The sequence below is a fragment of the Ensifer adhaerens genome (assembly GCF_002007205.1).
In the GTDB taxonomy this organism is placed as follows: domain Bacteria; phylum Pseudomonadota; class Alphaproteobacteria; order Rhizobiales; family Rhizobiaceae; genus Ensifer; species Ensifer adhaerens_D.
Map to the genome: position 1 here is coordinate 347,462 of NZ_LAZS01000008.1, position 17,987 is coordinate 365,448.

Sequence of the window (17,987 nt, forward strand, 5' to 3'; positions counted from 1 at the left end):
CTGTTCTCTTCCTGTCTGATTATTTGACGCCGATGCCGGCGGTGAGGCCGCCGTCGATGCGGAAATCCGAGCCGGTGACGAAGGCGGCGCGGTCGGAGGCGAGATAGGCAACGAGTTCTGCCACCTCCTCGGGTTCACCGATGCGGCCGATCGGGTGCGCGGCACCGAAGCGGGCGAAGGCTTCCGCCTCGCTGACGCCCTCGCCGCCATAGGTGCGCGCCGCAAGCGATAGCAGCGGCGTGCGCACCGAGCCGGGGCTGACCGAATTGACCCGGACCTTCGCCGCCGCGTGATCGAGCGCCATGGCGCGGGTCAGCGCATGGATCGCCCCCTTGGAGGCAACGTAAGCCGCGACGTTCTGCTGGCAGGCGTGGCCCTGTACCGACGAGATGTTGACAATCGCTCCGCCGCCGCGCTTCGCCATTTCCGGTATGCCGAAGCGCCCCGTCAGATAGATCGATCCGACATTGACCGACAGGCAACGCGCAAAGGTTTCGGCGCTGGTGTCGACAACCGTGCCATAGGGATGGACGGCCGCGGCATTGACGACGATGTCGAGCCCGCCATGGCGCAGCACCGCCTCGCGCACTGCCGCCTCCACCTCCGCCTCCACCGAGACATCTGCGAGCCGGGTCGACATCGGCAGGTCGCGCTCTTTGGCTATGCGGTCGAAGACCTCGTTGGTGGCGACGTCGTTGCCACAGGCAAGCACGGTCGCGCCTGACGAGGCGAGCCGGATCGCCGAGGCAAGCCCGATCCCGGACGTGCCGGTGACCAGCGCGATCTTTCCCTTGAATTCAGTCATGATTGTCTCCGCGATGGATCGCGATGATCCGGGCCGGCGTCGACCCGAGATCATAAGCGTGATCGTTGGTCATAAGGGGGAGCGGGATGCGGACACCCCGCGCCGGTCTCAGCGCACCCGTTCCAGAACCTGGTTCAGGAGCACGGCGCCGAGGATGATCCCGCCGCGCACGACGTATTGCCAATATTCGCTGACATTCATCAGCGTCATGCCGTTGGAGATGCAGCCAAGGAAGAGCACCCCGATCAGCGTGCCCCAGATGCGGCCCTTGCCGCCGAAGAGCGAGGTACCGCCGATGATGACGGCCGCGATCACGTCGAGTTCCATGCCGGTCGCCGTCGTCCCGGTGCCGGCGCCGATCTGCGAGGCGATCAGCGTGCCGGAGACGGCGGTCAGCGCACCCGTCAGCCCCAAGGTCAGCGCCTTCACCTTCCAGATGTCGATGCCCGAAAGGCGCGCCGCTTCCATGTTGCCGCCGACCGCATAAACCTCGCGGCCGAAGCTGGTGTACTTCATCAGAAAGTGCATGGCGGCAAAGGTGAGCGCGAAGATGTAGACCGGGAACGGGATGCCGAAGAGATAGCCGCCACCGAGGAAATCGAAGCCGAGCGGGAAGGACGACATCGGGAAGCCGCCGGTGATCAAATTGGCGACACCGCGAAGTGCCGCGAAAAGCGCCAGCGTGGTGATGAAGGTCGGCACGTTGAACCACTGCCGGAAACGGCCGGTGAGATAGCCGAGCGAGAAGCCGAGCAGAAGTGCCACCGCAAAACCGACGGTGACCGCGCCCCAGTCACCGAACGTGTCGGTGAAACGGTCGGCGAACCAGGCAACGATGCAGCCGGCGAGCGCGGCACCGGCGCCGACCGAGAGATCGATCTCGCCGCTGATGATGACAGCCGTCATGCCGAAGGCGATGATGCCGAGCATCGAGACGGTGCGCAGCACATTCAAGACGTTGCTGGTCGAGGCGAAGCCCGGTGCGACGAAGATCAGGAAGATCACCAGTGCGGCGAGAATGATCTCCATCGGATAGGTTTTCAGGAACTTGAGCGGCGTGTTCTGCCCGCCTGTTTCCGTGGTTTGGCTCACAAGTGTCATTGCTTGGCCCCTTCCATGCACAGGCCGTAAAGTTCGGTCAGGTCGATTTTCGTCGGATCCACTTCGGCGACAACGGCGCCGTGATGCATGACGAGAATGCGGTCGGCGACTTCCAGCACCTCCTCGAGTTCCGTCGAGACGAAGAGGCTGGCAAGGCCATCGGCGGCCTGCTGCCAGATGATGTCGAAGATCTGGCGCTTGGCCTGGACGTCGACGCCGCGGCTCGGTTCATCGAAGAACATCACCGTGGGCTGTCGGTTCAGCCACTTGCCGATCACCACCTTCTGCTGGTTGCCGCCGGACAGCGACGACACCGGCAATTCCGGATCGCCGCACTTGATGTGCAGATCGGCGATCTGACGGCGGACGAACGGCTGCTCGCGCCGGCGCGAGATGAAGCCCCTGTTGGAGATCGGCCCCAGGCTCGCCATGCAGAGATTGTCGGCCGTCGAAAGCGACTGCACGAGGCCGACTTCCTTGCGGTTTTCCGGCGTGTAGCCGAGGCCCGCCTTGCGCATCTCGCGCGGGCTGGCACCGGTCATGTCGCGGCCGTCAAACACGACCGAGCCGCCGTCGATCCGGTCGGCGCCGAAGATCGCCCGCATCAGTTCCGTGCGCCCGGCGCCGAGCAGGCCGGCAATGCCGAGGATTTCGCCGGGATAGAGATCGAAGGAGACATTGTGGAAATGCCCCGACCGGCTGAGGTCGCGCACTTCGAGAACCGGCTTTGTCCGGTCGAGCGTGCGCCGCGGCGGCCGCGTCGCGCGCGCGGCATCGCCGAACATCATGCCGACGATCGCCGAAGGCGTGGTCTCCCTCATCTCGACCGCGCCGATGTAATGGCCGTCGCGGATCACCGTGCAGGTGTCGGCGATCTTGAAGAGCTCGCTCATCCGGTGGGTAATGTAGATCATCGTGACGCCACGGGCGCGCAGCCGCTCGATCAACGCGAAGAGCTGCTTGACCTCGCGCGACGCAAGCGCCGAGGTCGGCTCGTCCAAGAGCAGGATCGACGGGTTGAAGGACATCGCCTTGACGATTTCCACCACCTGCTGCTGGCCGACGCTGAGGGCCGAGACCGGCTGGCGGGAATCGATCGCGAGCCCCATATCGGCCAGCAACTCGCCGGCGCGGCGGTGCAGGCCCGCCCAGTCGACGACGCTGAAGCCGGCACGGCGCCGATGCGGCAGCCGACCAAGAAAGATGTTCTCGCCGACCGAAAGTTCCGGCACCAGCGAAAGCTCCTGGTGCACGGTGACGATGCCGGCGGCAAAGGCATCGTGCGGCGAGGTGAAGTGGCGGTCCTCGCCGTTGACAGTGATCGTGCCCGATGTCGGCTCGGTGACGCCGGCGAGCAGCTTGACGAGCGTCGACTTGCCCGAGCCGTTCTTGCCCATCAGGGCATGCACCTGGCCCGGCGCAAAACTGTGGGTGAATTCGGAGAGGGCGACAGTCGGGCCGTAACGCTTGGTTACGGCCCGAAAGTCCAGCCGTCCCTGCACCCCTTGCAACGCGGCTGACCTTGGTTGCGGATTACTCATGCGGATTTCCTGCTGTCGGCTGCTGCGAAGGAGCGGCGGGGATTCCGCCGCCCGGCTCACGTCCAGGCCCTTATTTCAGAGCCTTCAGGCCTTCCTTGTAGGCAGCAACCGCCTGTGTATCGGCGCGCGTCAGAGGCAGCACCGGCACATTGACCTTGGTCTCGACCTTCTTGCCGTCGAGCAGGTTCTGCGCCGCTTCGATCGCCTGCTTGCCGACCTCGAGCGGCTGCTGCGCCGTCGTTGCCTGCAGCACGTTGTCGGAATTGAGTAGCATGTTGGCGAGCTGCTCGGAACCATCCGTGCCGAAGACGAAGACCTTGCCTTCGAGGCCTGCCTTTTTCACGGCCTGGACCGCACCGATCGTGCCGCCCTCGTTGGCGGCATAGATCACCTGGATATCGGGATTGGCGGTCAGCATGTCGCTTGCGACCGCAAGCGCCTTCTCGGCAAGCCAGGCGTCCTGCTGGGCGACGATGTCGACCTGATCGTTGACGACGCTCAGGAAACCATCGACACGGGCGTTCGACTGCTCGGGCAGCAGCGCCTTGAAGGCGAGCGTACCGATCTTGACCTTGCCGCCGTTGCCGAGCGTCTTCAGGAAGTCGGTCGCGGCCTTGCCGGTGCCGATGCCGATATCGCGGTCCGAGCTTGTCACCGTCGCCTGGGCGACATCGCCATTGGCCGAAGTGCCATAGGTGACGACGGTGATGCCGGCGTCACGCGCTTTCTTCAGCGCTGGCACCGAGGCATCCGCCGAAAGCGGCGCGACGACGATCGAATTCACGCCGCGCGCGATGTAGGTGTCGATCAGCTGCGCTTCCTTCTCCAGCTTGCTGTCGCTGTTGCCGGCCAGAAGCTCGTCGCCGGCAGCTTCCGCAGCCTTCTCCATGCCGATCTGGATGCCGCGGAAATACTGGTCCTGCTGGAAGACGATGCCAGCGATCGCCTTGCCGCCGGCAAAGGCCGCGCCCGGCGCAAAGCTGACGGTGGCAAGAAGTGCGGCAAGCGCCAGACGTTTCATGTTGCTCATATTGGTTCTCCTCCCAAGTGCCCTGTTCGTGCCGCCGGACCAACGGGCGAAAATCCGGCAAATGGCTGCCCGCACCGCGTGAAGCGCGGTTCGGACCCAATCTCCAAATGTTTATCGTGGCTGCGAGCTGCCCGGCACGGCATCGACGAAGCGGATGCCGAACTCCAGATGACGGCTCATCAGGTAGACATAGGCGATGCGATCGCGCGCCCTCAGCGCCCGGATGATCTCGGCATGCGCTTCGAAGGTCGCCGCGTGCACCGGACGTTCGGCCTTGCCGAGCCGCATGACCTCCTCGATCACCGAACGCAGCATGTGATAGGCGGCAAGCGTCGTGCGGTTGCCCGAGAGTTCGACGATCGCCGAATGGAACTCATAGTCGCACTGTGCGGCTGCCTCGACGCTCTCGGCCTCAAGGATCCTGGAATTGATCGCATCGAGCCGGTCGAAATCGGCATCGCTTGCCGTCAGGATGATGTGCTCGCCGACACCGGTCTCGATGATGCGGCGGAAGCCCTGCAGATCATGGAAGGAGTCCGGCGAAATGCCGTTGTGGAAGGCAAAGAGCCGGCGGATCGCCTCGCCGTGGCCGCCACTGATGACGGCACCGACTTTCGGCCGGGTCTCGACCATGCCGTAGGCGCGCAGCACCTGCAGTGCCTCGCGCACGGTGTTGCGGCCGGCCTGGAACTGCTCGCCGAGATCGCGCTCGGTCGGCAGCGCGTCGCCGACGCCAAGGCCGCGCTCGGAAATCATGTCGCGGATCTGCTCGACGAGCCGGTCGACGGCGGAGGTCTTTCCCGGCTCCACGGCCTCCACGCCCGACAATGCCTCTTCCCGTACCGAACTGCTCACCGCCATCCTCCCTGTCATGTTTTATTTGTTGGTCCAGATCGCGGGAACAGTCAAGCGTAAATCTCTAAATTTCGGCTCTCCTCATGATTTTCACCCAAAATGACTGTTTCTAGGCTTGAATTGTTGGACCAATGGGACATTATTGCTCGGCGTGGTCCAACAATAGGCGACCGAAGCGGGTAGGAGTTCTACATGAGACTGATGGAAGAGTGCTTTCGCTGGTATGGGCCGAACGATCCGGTGCCGCTCAGCCACATCCGCCAGGCGGGCGCCACCGGGATCGTCTCGGCGCTGCACCACATCTACGACGGCTCGCCGTGGTCCGATGAGGCTATCCTGGCGCAGAAGGCGCTGATCGAGGCGGCCGGCCTGCGCTGGAGCGTCGTCGAGAGCATTCCCGTGCACAATTCGATCAAGCTCGCGACCTCGGAAAGCGACCGCTACATCGGCTGGTACAAGGACACGCTACGCGCGCTGGCACGTTCGGGCATCAGCATCGTCTGCTACAATTTCATGCCGGTGGTCGACTGGACCCGCACGGAGCTGATGCAGCCTTTGGCGAACGGCGGCTTTGCACTGCGGTTCGATGCAGTCGACTTTGCCGCCTACGACCTTTTCGTGCTACAGCGTCCGCATGTGGAGGATAGCTATTCAACGCAGCAGATCGCCGCCGCCCGCCAGCGTTCCGACGAGATGGACCAGGCGAAAATCGACCGGATCGAGCGCAACCTCATTGCCGGACTGCCGGCAACCGAGCGCCAGTTCAACCGGTCGAGCTTTCTGACGGCGCTCGCCGAATATGACGGCGTCACCGCTGACGCCCTGCATGCCAACCTGGCGCGTTTCCTCAAGGAGATCGTGCCGGTCGCTGAGGAGGTCGGTATCCGGCTCTGCATCCACCCGGATGATCCAGCCTTTTCTCTCTATGGCCTGCCGCGGATCGTCTCGACGCCGGCCGACGTCCGGCGCATCCTCGCCGCCGTCGACAGCCCGTCCAACGGCATCACCTTCTGCACCGGCTCCTATGGCACCCGCGCCGACAACGATCTGCCGGCCATGGTGCACGAATTCGGGCCGCGCATTCACTTCGCCCATCTGCGCAACGTCCAGCGCGAGGAGGACGGCTCCTTCTACGAGGCCGACCATCTCGGCGGATCGACCGACATGCCGGCAGTGATCTTCGCGCTGATGCAGGAGCAGGAGCGCCGCGTCCGCGAAGGTCGCACGGACTGGCAGATCCCGCTTCGGCCGGATCACGGCCACCTGCTCGCCGACGACATCGGCAAGGAACGTATCAATCCCGGCTACTCGCTGATCGGTCGGCTGAAGGGTCTCGCAGAAATCAGAGGCGTCATGCAGGGCATCGCAACTGCCATGGCGCACAAGGCTTGAGGGAAGAAATGAAACATTTTGAAGACGATACCGAACTGTTTGCCGCCATGCGCAGCCGGCTGTTCACGGCCGTGGTCGGCGACATTCTCGACACGATGGGCCTGCAGCACCAGTTCCTGCCGCCGCAAATCAAGGCCCTGCGCGACGACATGGTCGCCGTCGGCCGGGCCATGCCGGTGCTGGAGGCCGACTTCTTCGCGACGGCGGAGGCTGGCGGCCATTCGGAATTCAGCGCCAAGCCCTTCGGCCTGATGTTCCATGCGCTCGACAGTCTGAAGGAAAACGAGATCTATGTCTGCTCCGGCTCCTCGCCGCGCTATGCGGTCTGGGGCGAACTGATGTCGACGCGGGCAATGAAATTGAAGGCAGCGGGTGCGATCTGCGACGGCTATTGCCGCGACAGCGCCGGCATTCTCGCGCTCGATTTCCCGACCTTCTGCTACGGATCCTATGCGCAGGACCAAGGCCCGCGCGGCAAGGTCGTCGACTACGGTATCCCGATCGAGATCGGCGGCATCCGCATCCGGCCGGGCGACATCCTCTTCGGCGACCGCGACGGCGTGCTCGTCATACCGCGCGAGGCGGAAACCGAAGCGATCGCGCTGGCGCTGGAAAAGGCCGAGACCGAAAACAAGGTGCGCCTGGCGATCGAGGCCGGCATGAGCACCGTCGAGGCCTTCGAGCGTTTCGGCGTCATGTGACGACAGGACGAGGCGCCGGGGCCCGGCGCCTCACTTCAACCGGCTCAGATCCACGGGGCGACTGTTGATGATCGCCTCCATCGAGAAGAAGCCGGTGACGGTCGCCAGATCGAAGTTGGTGATGAGCTTCTGATAGAAGCCATCGTAGCCACGCATGCCGCGGGTCACCACCTTGATCAGGTAGTCCCAGTCTCCCCCGATGCGATAGAAATCGATCACCTCCGGCAGCCGCTCGACATGTTGCCGGAAACCATCGCTCCATTCCTTGGAGTGATGGCGGGTGCGGATCATCACGAACACGGTGAGATCCAACCCTAGAACATCGAGATCGATGTCCGCGTGCGAGCCCCGGATCACCCCGATCGACTGCAGGCGCTGGAGGCGGCGCCAGCAGGCGTTTTGCGACAGGCCTACCTTCTCGGCCAGATCGCGTTGCGACAGCGACGAATCTTTTTGCAATGCGGTAAGAATGTTCAGATCGAACGCATCGATTTTGAACGAAGATTCGACCATTTGACACAATTCCTCGGTGAAACCGCAGAAGATAGGTGAAGTTTCCGACCCTGGACGGGATTACAATTGCTGTCAATGTCCGCTCCGAGGAGTAAGCGCGATGATCGTGCCCGCCGTCCACCAGCCCTGCGAGGCGCTCTCGCCGCTCGCCCGGTTTCGCCAGTCCCTGAACCGCCCGGGTCTCGTCGCCGACCTTCGCGACGATCTGGTCGGAGCGAAAGCGCGGATCGCCGGACCCTACGGCATGAAGGCGCTGGTCTATGCCGACTATGTCGCCTCCGGCCGCGCATTGCGGGTGGTCGAAGATTTCGTGCTCGAAGAGGTCCTGCCCTATTACGCCAACAGCCATACGGAAGCCTCCTATTGCGGAGGCTTCATGACCCGGATGCGGCGGGAAGCGCGGGCCATGATCGGCGAATTCTGCGGCGCCACCAGCGACCACGCGGTGATCTTCACCGGCTCCGGCGCGACCTCCGGCATCAACCGCCTGGTCAAGCTGCTCGGCGTTACCGACGCGGTTGCTGCCGGCCAAACCGTCCGCGTCATCATCGGCCCCTACGAGCACCATTCCAACATCCTGCCCTGGCGCGAGAGCGGCGCGGAGATCGTCGAGATCGCCGAATGCCCGGCGGGCGGCCCGGATCTGGCCCTGCTGAAGGAAGCACTCGGCGGCGGTTTGCGAGACCTGACGGTCTGCGCGCTCTCTGCCGGCTCGAACATCACCGGGATCACCAGCGACGTGGCCGAGATCACCCGGATGGTCAAGGCAGCCGGCGCGAAGATGATCTGGGACTATGCCGGCGCCGGCCCTTATGTGGCGATTGCGATGACGCCGACAACGGGCGCGGAAATCGACGCCATCGTCGTCTCGCCGCACAAGTTCATCGGTGGCCCGGGTGCTTCCGGCATCCTGATCGTTCGCCGCGACAGTGTCACGACCGACAAGCCGACCTGGCCGGGCGGCGGCACGGTGAAGTTCGTCTCGCCGGATGCCCACGACTACAGCGGCAACCTCGAGGCCCGGGAAGAAGCGGGAACGCCGAATGTCGTCGGCGACATCCGCGCTGCACTGGCCTTCATCGTCAAGCACGCGATCGGGCTTGGGGAGATGGAACGGCGCAACCGCGCCATGGCCCGGCAGGCGTTTGACGCTTGGAAAGCCGTGCCGCAACTGGAACTGCTCGGCCTTCAGGAACCGGATCGGTTGCCGATCTTCTCGTTCCGCATCAGGAACGGCAAGGGCGGCTATGTCCACCAGCAGCTCGTCACCCGCATGCTGAGCGACCGCTTCGGCATCCAGGCGCGCGGCGGCTGCGCCTGCGCCGGACCCTACGTTCACCGGTTGCTGTCGATCGACGCGGCCCACTCGGAAGAGATCCGCCAGGCCATCCTTGCCGGCGAAGAAATCGAGAAGCCGGGCTTCACGCGGCTGAACTTCAGCGTCCTGCTCTCGGACGAGAAAGTGAAGTTCATCCTCGACTGCGTCGCCCAACTGGCGGCGGACGCGCCGGATTACGAAGCCGACTACGATTTCGATCCGACCCGCGCCATCTTCTTCCCGCGGGCGACGGCCGAAGAGGCGCGCGCCTATGCATAAGCCCGATGTGACCGGCTTTTACGACGCCCGCACCGGCAGCATCCAATATGTCGTCGCGGACCCGGCGACGGGCAAGTGCGCCATTATCGACCCGGTGCTCGATTTCGACGAGAAATCGGGCTCGACCGCCACCCGCAATGCCGATGCGATCCTCGATCATATCGCGGCCAAGGGTCTGACCGTCGAGTGGATCCTCGACACCCACCCCCACGCCGACCACTTCTCGGCGGCGCGATACCTGAAGGCGAAAACCGGCGCGCCGACCGCGATCGGCGAGCATGTGAAGGGCGTTCAGCGGATCTGGAAGGCAATCTACAACTGGCCGGATTTTGCCTGCGACGGCTCGCAATGGGACCGGCTTTTTGCTGACGGTGAGACGTTCCGGATCGGCGAACTCAAGGCCCGCGTGATCCATTCGCCCGGACATACGCTCGCCTCGATCTCCTACGTGATCGGCGACGCCGCCTTCATCCACGACACGATGTTCATGCCCGACAGCGGCTCGGCCCGCGCCGATTTTCCGGGCGGCAGTGCCGTCGACCTCTGGCGTTCTATCCAGGCAATCCTGGCGCTGCCGGACGAGACGCGCCTCTTCACCGGCCACGACTATTGCCAGGGCGGCCGCGAGGCGCGCTGGGAAAGCACCGTCGCCGAACAGAAAGCCACGAACCCGCACGTCGCCGGGAAAACCGAGACGGACTATGTCAATCTGCGCGAGGCGCGCGACCGCACCCTGCCAATGCCGAAGCTCATCCTGCATGCGCTGCAGGTGAATGTGCGCGGCGGCGAACTTCCGCCCGTCGAAGACAACGGCAAACGCTATCTGAAGATCCCGCTCGACGCTCTTCCCGGCTCGGTCTGGGGGTAACGGCATCGTGGCGGACCCATTCCAGCAGATGTTGCTCGCGATCGGCTCCGGTTCGCTCACCGGCTTCACGCTCGGGCTGATCGGCGGGGGCGGTTCGATCCTGGCGACGCCGCTTCTGATCTATGTGGTCGGCATTCGCGACGTGCACACGGCGCTCGGAACCGGCGCGCTCGCGGTGTCGGCCAACGCCTATCTCAACCTGATCAGCCATGCGCTTCGCGGTCATCTCTGGTGGCGCTGCGCCCTGATCTTCACGGTCGCCGGTTCGCTCGGGGCCTTTTTCGGCTCCAGTCTCGGCAAGCTGGTCGACGGCCAACGCCTGCTGTTCCTGTTCGGCCTCGTGATGATGTTCGTCAGCTTCGCCATGAAAAAGGTGAAGTGCGACACGGCGGCGACGCCGCAGTCGCTTTCGATCGGAACGCACGGCAAGACCGGACTGACAGCGCTTGTGACCGGTACCTGTTCCGGTTTCTTCGGCATCGGCGGCGGCTTCCTCATCGTTCCCGGCCTGCTGCTTGCAACCGGCATGCCTCTGATCAACGCGGTCGGCACATCCCTTCTCGCCGTCGGCACCTTCGGCCTGACGACGGCGATCAATTACGCAGCCTCGGGGCTGGTGGACTGGCGCATCGCCGGTTACTTCATCGCCGGCGGCATTGCAGGCGGCATCGTCGGCACCATGGTTTCCACCCGGCTTTCCAGTCATCGCGATGCGTTGACGCAGATTTTCCGCGCCATCATCTTTTCCGTGAGCCTCTATGTTCTCTGGCGCAGCTACATAGCGCCATAGCGGCCGGATCCGCATGGCGATCGCGCCCCTTGGCCCCGAGGATGGCCAAGGAACGCGAAGGATCCGTGAGCCGGCGTTCGGAATGGGCTACCGAGCGCATCCAGGTCCTCTGGCCGAGTACGTGCGATGGCTGTCCGATATCGTACTATCGACACCATTTAAGACGAAGGGTGTTGCGTGTTTTAATCCTGTCACTACTTTTTCGGACAGGAGCAAGCCGATGACCGTTCAAACCATCGACATTTCGAACTGCACCCCTTCTGCCACGCGTTCGATCTCGCAGCTTCCCATCAACCTGTTTGGCTCGGTAATGGGCATCACCGGCCTGAGCCTGGCATGGCGTGAAGCGGCCAAGGCGATTGGCATGCCGGCAATCCCCGGCGAGTACATTGGCTTTCTCGCCAGCTTGATCTTTGTCAGCCTCGCCCTCGGCTACGCCATCAAGTGGCACCGCCATCCGACCTCGGTCGCCGCGGAATTTGCCCATCCCGTTCAAAGCAACTTTTTTGCGACCGTCGCTATCGGACTGCTGTTGCAGTCGGCCTTTCTGGGCCGCTATAGCGCGCTCCTGTCGCAAACCGTCTGGATCGCCGCGTCGGCGCTGACGTTTGCGCTCGCCTACGTCGTTGCCAGGGGTTTTCTCGGCCGGCAGCAGTCACGCGAAACCACCCTGCCGCCGCTTCTCATTCCGGGTGTTGCGACCCTGGATATCGCAGTCACCGGCCACGCCTGGGCGCATGAGGTCAACATGTTCGCCTTCTCGGTCGGCAGCGTCATCGCCGCGGTTTTCGTCGCGCTCATCTTCTCGCGGCTGCGGCATGAGGACCCGCTCCCGCCGCTGGCTCGGCCGTCACTGATGGTTCTGGTCGCGCCCTTCGCCGTTGGCTTCCTCGCCTATACCAATGTTACGGGCTCAGTCGATCTCTTCGCCACGGTACTGTTCTACTTCGCGCTGTTTCTGATGCTGGTCCTCTCGCCGATGGTATTCCGCTCGCATATTCCCTTCAGTATCGCCTGGTGGGCCATAAGCTTCCCGCTTGCCGCCCTGTCGATCGCCTTCTTCCGGTATGCCGCGTTCATCGACAGCGCTATCTTCACGGGGCTGGCCGGTCTGTTCTTCCTGTTGCTCACCGGAGCCATCGCGGTCGTCTTCTATCGCACCGTCAGCATCGTTGTGACCGGCAGGTTATTCGAGGTACGCTAATGGCCGTTCATAAGGTTGCGATCGTTGCGATGCAGGGGGTGCAGCTTCTCGACGTCGTCGGCCCTTCCGACGTGTTCGCCGAGGCCAATCGACAAAGTGGCACCGACTATTACGCGGTCGAGGTCATCAGCACGTCCGGTACCCCTGTGCGGGGGTCCTCCGGCCTCGCCCTCGTTCCGGACCGCTCGATCGAGCAGGGGATCTCCGATGTGAATACCCTGCTCGTTGCCGGCGATCCACTCATCCAGGAACGGCCGCTTTCGACCGCGCTCCTTGAATGGGTCACGGAAGTTTCGGCCCGCGCCGGCCGCTTCGGATCGGTCTGTTCCGGCGCCTTCGTCCTCGGCGAAGCTGGCTTGCTGAACGGCAAACGCGCGACGACGCATTGGTCGCAAGCGGCGGAATTCGCCAAGCGCTTCCCCGACGTGAAGCTTGAGCCCAACCGCATTTTCACCAAGGACGGCAATGTCTGGACCTCGGCCGGGGTCACGGCTGGCATCGACCTCGCCCTTGCCATCGTCGAGAAGGATCTTGGCCTCGATATCGCCCTCAAGGTCGCGCGCGAGCTGGTCGTCTTCCTTAAGCGACCCGGTGGCCAGACCCAGTTCAGCACTCTGCTTGCCGGGCAGCTTGCGCAGAAGACGCCGATCCGTGCCGTCCAGGATTTCATCGCCGACAACCTCGCCGCCGACCTCAGCGTCGCGGCGATGGCCAGGCGCATTGGCATGAGCGAGCGGAATTTCTCGAGACAGTTCAAGCAGGATGTCGGCATGACGCCGGCCGGTTATGTGGAGAGCATGCGCCTCGAAGCCGGACGCAGGCTCGCCGAAGACACCAGCATCCCGCTCAAAAAGATTGCCACCGATATCGGCTTCCATGACGATATCGCCTTCCGTCGTTCCTTCGTTCGTCGATTCGGCACGTCGCCGGCGGCCTATCGAAAGAGCTTCGGCTCCTAAGCCTCGCTCAAGGCCGCGCCGCTACCGCCACCGGAGAAAACCAGCATGTTCGACCTGATCATCCGCAACGCCAATCTTCCTGACGGACGGCATGGCGTCGATGTTGGCGTCAGGAGCGGAAGGATTGCCGCGATCGAGCCGGCGATCGCTGCGGCAGGCGGCGAGGAAATCGACGCCACCGGGCGGTTGCTCAGCCCGCCCTTCTGCGACCCACATTTCCACATGGACGCGACGCTGTCGCTCGGACTTCCACGGATGAACGTCTCCGGCACGCTGCTCGAGGGTATTGCGCTCTGGGGCGAGTTGCGCCCGTCCCTGACCAGGGAAGCGCTGGTCGAGCGGGCGCTGCGGTACTGCGACCTCGCCGTCAGCCAGGGGCTGCTTGCCATCCGCAGCCACGTGGACACATCCGACCCGCGGCTCGTTACCGCCGAGGCGCTTCTGGAGGTCAAGGAGAAGGTCGCGCCCTATATCGACCTGCAACTCGTCGCCTTCCCGCAGGACGGCTATTTTCGCGCGGCCGACGGCGTGGCGTCACTGAACCGCGCTCTCGACATGGGCGTCGATATCGTCGGCGGCATCCCGCATTTCGAACGCACAATGGAAGACGGCACCCGCTCCGTCGAAGCACTCTGCCGCATCGCCGCCGAGCGTGGCCTGCCGGTCGACATGCATTGCGACGAGACCGACGATCCGCTGTCGCGCCACATCGAGACCTTGGCGGCTGAAACGGTTCGCTTCGGGCTTCAGGGGCGCGTTGCCGGATCGCACCTGACCTCGATGCACTCGATGGACAACTACTACGTCTCCAAGCTCATCCCGCTGATGGCGGAAGCCGAGATCAACGTCATTCCCAATCCGCTGATCAACATCATGCTGCAGGGGCGCCATGACACCTATCCGAAGCGGCGCGGTATGACGCGCGTCAGGGAGCTGATGGCGGCAGGCCTCAACGTCTCCTTCGGCCACGACTGCGTGATGGATCCCTGGTACTCGATGGGATCGGGCGACATGCTTGAGGTCGCCCACATGGCCATCCATGTGACGCAGATGGGCGGCATCGAGGACAAGCGGAAGATCTTCGACGCGATCACCGTGAATTCGGCGAAAACCATGGGACTTGAAGGCTACGGGCTCGACATTGGCTGCAAGGCCGACCTCGTGTTGCTGCAGGCCTCCGATGTCAGCGAAGCCCTGCGGCTGAAACCGAACCGGTTGTTCGTCATCAAGGCCGGCAAGATCATCGCCAGGACAGCGCCACGCATCGGTGAGCTCTTCCTCGACGGGCGGCCGGCCTCGATCGACATCGGGCTGGATTACGTCCCTCAGACGCCGGCGCCCTGAGCGTCGGACTTCGATTTCAGTCCTCGAAGTCGCCGAAGACGTTCTGTAGCCGAGTAAGTTGGGCGACGCGCTCGCCGACATCGTCGCCGAGGACAACGATGATGTTGCTGAGCAGCAGGTCCATGACCGCAACCGTCGTTGCCGCCCCATCCCAGAGCGGGCCGTGCGAACCGGGTACGACGAGGCAGATGTCGGAGACCTCCGGCGCCCAAGGGCAGAACTCGTCGGTGAAGAGAATGACCTTGACGCCGGCCCGGCGCGCTTCTTCAGCCAAGGGCCGTGCCTTCGCGGCGAAGCGGCGCACGTCATGCAGGAACAGCACCCGCCCCTCGACGGAACCGTCGAGCAGCTCTGCATAGGTCCCGTTGAGACCGTCGACGAACTGCACCCGCGGCCGGGTATAGGAAAGCTGGCTGGCGAAATATTGCGCGATGCCGCGAACGTTCTGGTAGGCGGCGACGTAGACTTCGCTGGCGGAGATCAGCGCGTCGATCGCCTGCTGCCATTCCGGCGCGGTCGTCAGCTCGTAGATCATGCCGAGATTGTCGACCTGCTGCTGGATCAGGCCGGCGAGCAGCTTGCCCTCGCGGTTATCCTCCCGCAGCCGGCCGACCGAGCCCTTGACCTGCCAGGCGGGATTGTTGGAACCGTCGCGTCTCAGCGCGTGCTTCAGCTCGTCGAGACCGTCGAAACCCATGCGCCGGAGATAGCGCCCGACCGTCATCGGCGAGATTTCGAGACGGGTCGCGATCGAGCGCGCCGTCTCGAATGGGATATCGGCGAGATTGCGCTCGATATAGTTGGCGATGAGCTTGTCCGATTTCGAGCGTCTGAGCTCGTCGCTGCGCAGCAGCTTCAGGATGCGCTGTGCCACGTCCCCTCCCATTGCATGATCGGAGCGGGAAAGCAGCAAGCCCCGCCGCCATCCCGCTCCATCGCATCGCATGATTATTGCGCCGTCTTCACCTTCGTCCAGACCCGGTCGAGCTGGCGCACGCCGGGGCCGAGATCTTCGAAGATCTGCAGCTTCTGCATGGTTTCCGGCGGCGGGTTGATTTCCTTGCTATTCTTGATCTGCTCGGGGGTCAATTGCCGCGCCGGCACGTTGGCCGTGCCGTTCGTCTGCTGCTCGATGTTGAGCGCCGCCACTTCGGGACGCGTATAGAACTGCAGGAACTTGATGGCGTTATCCTTGTTCGGCGCGGTCTTCAGCACGCAGATGTCCTCCTGGTACATCGTCGCGCCTTCCTCCGGGATGACGTAGCCGAGATCCTTGGGATTGGCGAAGACGTCGACCATCGAGCCGACGAAGAAATGGCCTGCCGCCACGTCGCCGGCGGCGACCATCGGGCGGGTGTCGTAGGTAAAGGCAGCAACGTCCGGCTTCATGGCGATGATCGTGTCGGCCGCCTGCTGCAATTCGGCCGGGTCGGTGGAATTGACCTTGTGGCCGTTGAGGATCAGGCCGACCGAAAGCACCTCGCGCATGTCGTCGAGCAGGGTGAACTTCAGGCCTTTCGCCTTCACCGTCTCGATCAGATCGCGCCAGCCGGTCACGTCCTTGCCGAGCAGTTTGCGGTTATAGAGGATGCCAACAGAGCCGAAGGCGTAGGGCAAGCAATACTCGCCCTTCGGGTCGCTCTTGGCGCGAAGGAAGGTCGGGTCGATGTTCTTGAAGCCCTCATAGGCGTTGATGTCGGTCTTTTCGAGCAGGTCTAGCTTGGACATGATGTCCTGCATGTGCACCGACGGGAAGACGATGTCGTAGCCCGTGGCGCCGCCCTGGATCTTCGCCAGCATTTCCTCGTTCGACGAATAGGTGGAGAGGTTGACCTTGATCTGGGTCTCCTCCTCGAACTTCTTCAGCACCGCCGGATTGATGTATTCGCCCCAGTTGTAGATGTTGAGTTCGGCCGCTCCGGCTGTCCCGAACAGGGTGAAAAGCGTTGTCAGCGAAAGTGCCACGGTGCGCGCACGGGTAGCGAAGCGCTTTCTGCCTCGTCGCGTGACCCCGTTGGTATTTGTCATTGATGTTCTCCTCTGATGGCTTGTGGCCGGACGGCCCTCTGCGACCCTTGCCGGCCGCTTCCGGATCTCGGCTTCTTGGCGGCCGTTGACTCCGATGGGCAAATGGTATCCATATATCGAAAACGCACAAGCGTTATTTGCATAACATTTTGGGGAACAGAAGTATGCAGAATTCCATCGTCCGGCTGGTGGAGGCGAGCAAGGCCTTCACCACTCCGGAAGGCGGCAGCGTGATCGCTCTCGACAGGATCGACCTCGACGTCCGCCGCAACGAATTCCTGACCTTGCTCGGCCCTTCCGGTTGCGGCAAGACCACGCTGCTTCAGGCGATCAGCGGCTTCGTCGAACTGGACAGCGGTTCGATCCTGATCGACGGCGAGGACATGACCGACCGGCCGCCCTATCGCCGCCCCGTCAACACCGTCTTCCAGAACTACGCGCTATTCCCGCATATGACGGTAGGCGAAAACGTCGCCTATTCGCTGGAGGTTGCGGGCGTTGCCAAGCCGCAGCGCCGGGAAAAAGTCGCATCCGCCCTGAAGATGGTCGGGCTCGAAGGCATGGAAGCGCGCCGCCCGCGCCAGCTTTCCGGCGGCCAGCAGCAGCGCGTGGCGCTCGCCCGCGCCATCATCGCCCGGCCGAAGCTGCTTTTGCTCGACGAACCGCTGTCGGCGCTCGACAAGAACCTGCGCCAGGCGATGCAGATCGAGCTGAAGACGCTGCAGAACGAGCTCGGCATCTCCTTCATCTTCGTCACCCACGACCAGCAGGAAGCGCTGACGATGTCGGATCGCGTCGCGGTGCTGTCCGGCGGGCGCATCCAGCAACTCGACACGCCGCGCGCCATCTACGACCACCCGGTCAACACCTTTGTCGCCACCTTCATCGGCGCCAGCAACCTGTTTGAGGGCAGGCTCGACGGCGACCGGCTGATGACGGCGGACGGCATGGCGATCCGCCACCAGCCCTGCGACCGCAAGATCTCGACGCGGGCGACGGCGCTGATCCGCCCGGAGCAGTTCTTCCTCGCCGAGGACAACGCCCCCTTCCCGACGATCGACGTCGATCTCGACCAGATCGTCTTCGTCGGCTCCACCTTCGAACTGTTCGGCCGCACCGCCGAGGGCCGCAAGGTCGTGGCGGAGCTGCCGGCGAACCGCCGCAGTCTCGTCGGCACGATGGAGCAAACCCGCAAGGCGCGGCTTGCCTATGATCCGGCAGCCGTGCACCTGATCGGCTCGAACATGGAGGGCGTGTAA

17 protein-coding genes are annotated in these 17,987 nt (G+C 63.6%); 9 read left to right on the plus strand and 8 right to left on the minus strand.

What is annotated here, in order from left to right; genetic code table 11:
* Nucleotides 1–19 precede the first annotated feature (19 nt).
* From XB14_RS19895 to XB14_RS19915, 5 genes are all read right to left on the minus strand, one after another.
* Nucleotides 20–805 carry an SDR family NAD(P)-dependent oxidoreductase gene (locus XB14_RS19895; RefSeq protein WP_077963322.1) on the minus strand — a complete coding sequence of 262 codons (786 nt, stop codon included), beginning with the start codon at nucleotides 803–805 and terminating at the stop codon, nucleotides 20–22.
* Nucleotides 806–913: 108 nt separating this feature from the next.
* Nucleotides 914–1,906, minus strand: coding sequence for an ABC transporter permease (locus XB14_RS19900; RefSeq protein ID WP_034787896.1), 993 nt, complete (start codon nucleotides 1,904–1,906; stop codon nucleotides 914–916).
* Entirely contained in the window at nucleotides 1,903–3,447 is a 1,545-nt protein-coding gene (locus XB14_RS19905) for a sugar ABC transporter ATP-binding protein (protein ID WP_077963323.1), read from the minus strand. Before XB14_RS19905 ends, XB14_RS19900 begins: the two co-directional genes overlap by 4 nt.
* Nucleotides 3,448–3,517: 70 nt before the next feature.
* Nucleotides 3,518–4,477: a substrate-binding domain-containing protein gene (locus XB14_RS19910; RefSeq protein ID WP_077963324.1), complete on the minus strand. Its 960-nt coding sequence runs from the start codon at nucleotides 4,475–4,477 to the stop codon at nucleotides 3,518–3,520.
* A gap of 111 nt (nucleotides 4,478–4,588) precedes the next feature.
* Nucleotides 4,589–5,332 carry a FadR/GntR family transcriptional regulator gene (locus tag XB14_RS19915; RefSeq protein ID WP_077963325.1) on the minus strand — a complete coding sequence of 248 codons (744 nt, stop codon included), beginning with the start codon at nucleotides 5,330–5,332 and terminating at the stop codon, nucleotides 4,589–4,591.
* Between the two features lie 201 nt (nucleotides 5,333–5,533).
* Between XB14_RS19915 and uxuA the strand changes: the two genes are divergently transcribed.
* Together uxuA and XB14_RS19925 are read left to right on the plus strand one after the other, a co-directional pair.
* Nucleotides 5,534–6,724 carry a mannonate dehydratase gene (gene uxuA, locus XB14_RS19920; RefSeq protein ID WP_077963326.1) on the plus strand — a complete coding sequence of 397 codons (1,191 nt, stop codon included), beginning with the start codon at nucleotides 5,534–5,536 and terminating at the stop codon, nucleotides 6,722–6,724.
* An 8-nt stretch (nucleotides 6,725–6,732) separates the two neighbouring features.
* Nucleotides 6,733–7,425, plus strand: coding sequence for an RraA family protein (locus tag XB14_RS19925; RefSeq protein ID WP_077963327.1), 693 nt, complete (start codon nucleotides 6,733–6,735; stop codon nucleotides 7,423–7,425).
* Nucleotides 7,426–7,455: 30 nt separating this feature from the next.
* Here XB14_RS19925 and XB14_RS19930 read toward each other — a convergent pair whose 3' ends face one another.
* On the minus strand, nucleotides 7,456–7,938 hold the full coding sequence (locus XB14_RS19930; RefSeq protein WP_077963328.1) for an Lrp/AsnC family transcriptional regulator: 483 nt from the start codon (nucleotides 7,936–7,938) through the stop codon (nucleotides 7,456–7,458).
* A gap of 100 nt (nucleotides 7,939–8,038) precedes the next feature.
* Between XB14_RS19930 and XB14_RS19935 the strand changes: the two genes are divergently transcribed.
* From XB14_RS19935 to XB14_RS19960, 6 genes are read left to right on the plus strand one after another with little or no spacing between them, the layout of a single operon-like run.
* Complete coding sequence (locus XB14_RS19935) at nucleotides 8,039–9,535, plus strand: aminotransferase class V-fold PLP-dependent enzyme (protein WP_077963329.1); 1,497 nt, start codon at nucleotides 8,039–8,041, stop codon at nucleotides 9,533–9,535.
* Nucleotides 9,528–10,403: an MBL fold metallo-hydrolase gene (locus tag XB14_RS19940; protein ID WP_077963330.1), complete on the plus strand. Its 876-nt coding sequence runs from the start codon at nucleotides 9,528–9,530 to the stop codon at nucleotides 10,401–10,403. Before XB14_RS19935 ends, XB14_RS19940 begins: the two co-directional genes overlap by 8 nt.
* A 28-nt stretch (nucleotides 10,404–10,431) precedes the next feature.
* Nucleotides 10,432–11,193 (plus strand): sulfite exporter TauE/SafE family protein, encoded by a 762-nt coding sequence (locus XB14_RS19945; protein ID WP_077963331.1) that lies wholly within the window; start codon nucleotides 10,432–10,434, stop codon nucleotides 11,191–11,193.
* 13 nt (nucleotides 11,194–11,206) lie between these two features.
* Nucleotides 11,207–12,397, plus strand: coding sequence for an SLAC1 anion channel family protein (locus XB14_RS19950; RefSeq protein ID WP_234804088.1), 1,191 nt, complete (start codon nucleotides 11,207–11,209; stop codon nucleotides 12,395–12,397).
* Entirely contained in the window at nucleotides 12,397–13,356 is a 960-nt protein-coding gene (locus XB14_RS19955; protein WP_077963333.1) for a GlxA family transcriptional regulator, read from the plus strand. The genes XB14_RS19950 and XB14_RS19955 overlap by 1 nt, the downstream gene beginning before the upstream one ends.
* Nucleotides 13,357–13,401: 45 nt before the next feature.
* The gene (locus tag XB14_RS19960) at nucleotides 13,402–14,700 is read left to right on the plus strand and encodes an amidohydrolase family protein (RefSeq protein WP_077963334.1); all 1,299 of its coding nucleotides are present in this window, start codon (nucleotides 13,402–13,404) and stop codon (nucleotides 14,698–14,700) included.
* Between the two features lie 16 nt (nucleotides 14,701–14,716).
* On the opposite strand, the gene XB14_RS19965 is transcribed toward XB14_RS19960, so the two are convergent.
* Entirely contained in the window at nucleotides 14,717–15,574 is an 858-nt protein-coding gene (locus XB14_RS19965) for a MurR/RpiR family transcriptional regulator (RefSeq protein ID WP_077963335.1), read from the minus strand.
* A 74-nt stretch (nucleotides 15,575–15,648) separates the two neighbouring features.
* Nucleotides 15,649–16,728, minus strand: coding sequence for a polyamine ABC transporter substrate-binding protein (locus XB14_RS19970; protein WP_234804089.1), 1,080 nt, complete (start codon nucleotides 16,726–16,728; stop codon nucleotides 15,649–15,651).
* A 164-nt stretch (nucleotides 16,729–16,892) separates the two neighbouring features.
* On the opposite strand from XB14_RS19970, the gene XB14_RS19975 reads away from it, so the two are divergent.
* Nucleotides 16,893–17,987, plus strand: a complete 1,095-nt coding sequence (locus XB14_RS19975) for an ABC transporter ATP-binding protein (RefSeq protein ID WP_077963336.1) — start codon at nucleotides 16,893–16,895, stop codon at nucleotides 17,985–17,987.

Coding starts and splice junctions, on each gene's coding strand:
- XB14_RS19975 (WP_077963336.1), top strand. CDS start 16,893: ATGCAGAATTCCATCGTCCGGCTGGTGGAGGCGAGCAAGGCCTTCACC.
- XB14_RS19945 (WP_077963331.1), top strand. CDS start 10,432: ATGTTGCTCGCGATCGGCTCCGGTTCGCTCACCGGCTTCACGCTCGGG.
- XB14_RS19940 (WP_077963330.1), top strand. CDS start 9,528: ATGCATAAGCCCGATGTGACCGGCTTTTACGACGCCCGCACCGGCAGC.
- XB14_RS19900 (WP_034787896.1), bottom strand. CDS start 1,906: ATGACACTTGTGAGCCAAACCACGGAAACAGGCGGGCAGAACACGCCG.
- XB14_RS19970 (WP_234804089.1), bottom strand. CDS start 16,728: ATGACAAATACCAACGGGGTCACGCGACGAGGCAGAAAGCGCTTCGCT.
- XB14_RS19955 (WP_077963333.1), top strand. CDS start 12,397: ATGGCCGTTCATAAGGTTGCGATCGTTGCGATGCAGGGGGTGCAGCTT.
- XB14_RS19935 (WP_077963329.1), top strand. CDS start 8,039: ATGATCGTGCCCGCCGTCCACCAGCCCTGCGAGGCGCTCTCGCCGCTC.
- XB14_RS19905 (WP_077963323.1), bottom strand. CDS start 3,447: ATGAGTAATCCGCAACCAAGGTCAGCCGCGTTGCAAGGGGTGCAGGGA.
- XB14_RS19960 (WP_077963334.1), top strand. CDS start 13,402: ATGTTCGACCTGATCATCCGCAACGCCAATCTTCCTGACGGACGGCAT.
- uxuA (WP_077963326.1), top strand. CDS start 5,534: ATGGAAGAGTGCTTTCGCTGGTATGGGCCGAACGATCCGGTGCCGCTC.
- XB14_RS19930 (WP_077963328.1), bottom strand. CDS start 7,938: ATGGTCGAATCTTCGTTCAAAATCGATGCGTTCGATCTGAACATTCTT.
- XB14_RS19950 (WP_234804088.1), top strand. CDS start 11,207: ATGGCGATCGCGCCCCTTGGCCCCGAGGATGGCCAAGGAACGCGAAGG.
- XB14_RS19910 (WP_077963324.1), bottom strand. CDS start 4,477: ATGAGCAACATGAAACGTCTGGCGCTTGCCGCACTTCTTGCCACCGTC.
- XB14_RS19925 (WP_077963327.1), top strand. CDS start 6,733: ATGAAACATTTTGAAGACGATACCGAACTGTTTGCCGCCATGCGCAGC.
- XB14_RS19895 (WP_077963322.1), bottom strand. CDS start 805: ATGACTGAATTCAAGGGAAAGATCGCGCTGGTCACCGGCACGTCCGGG.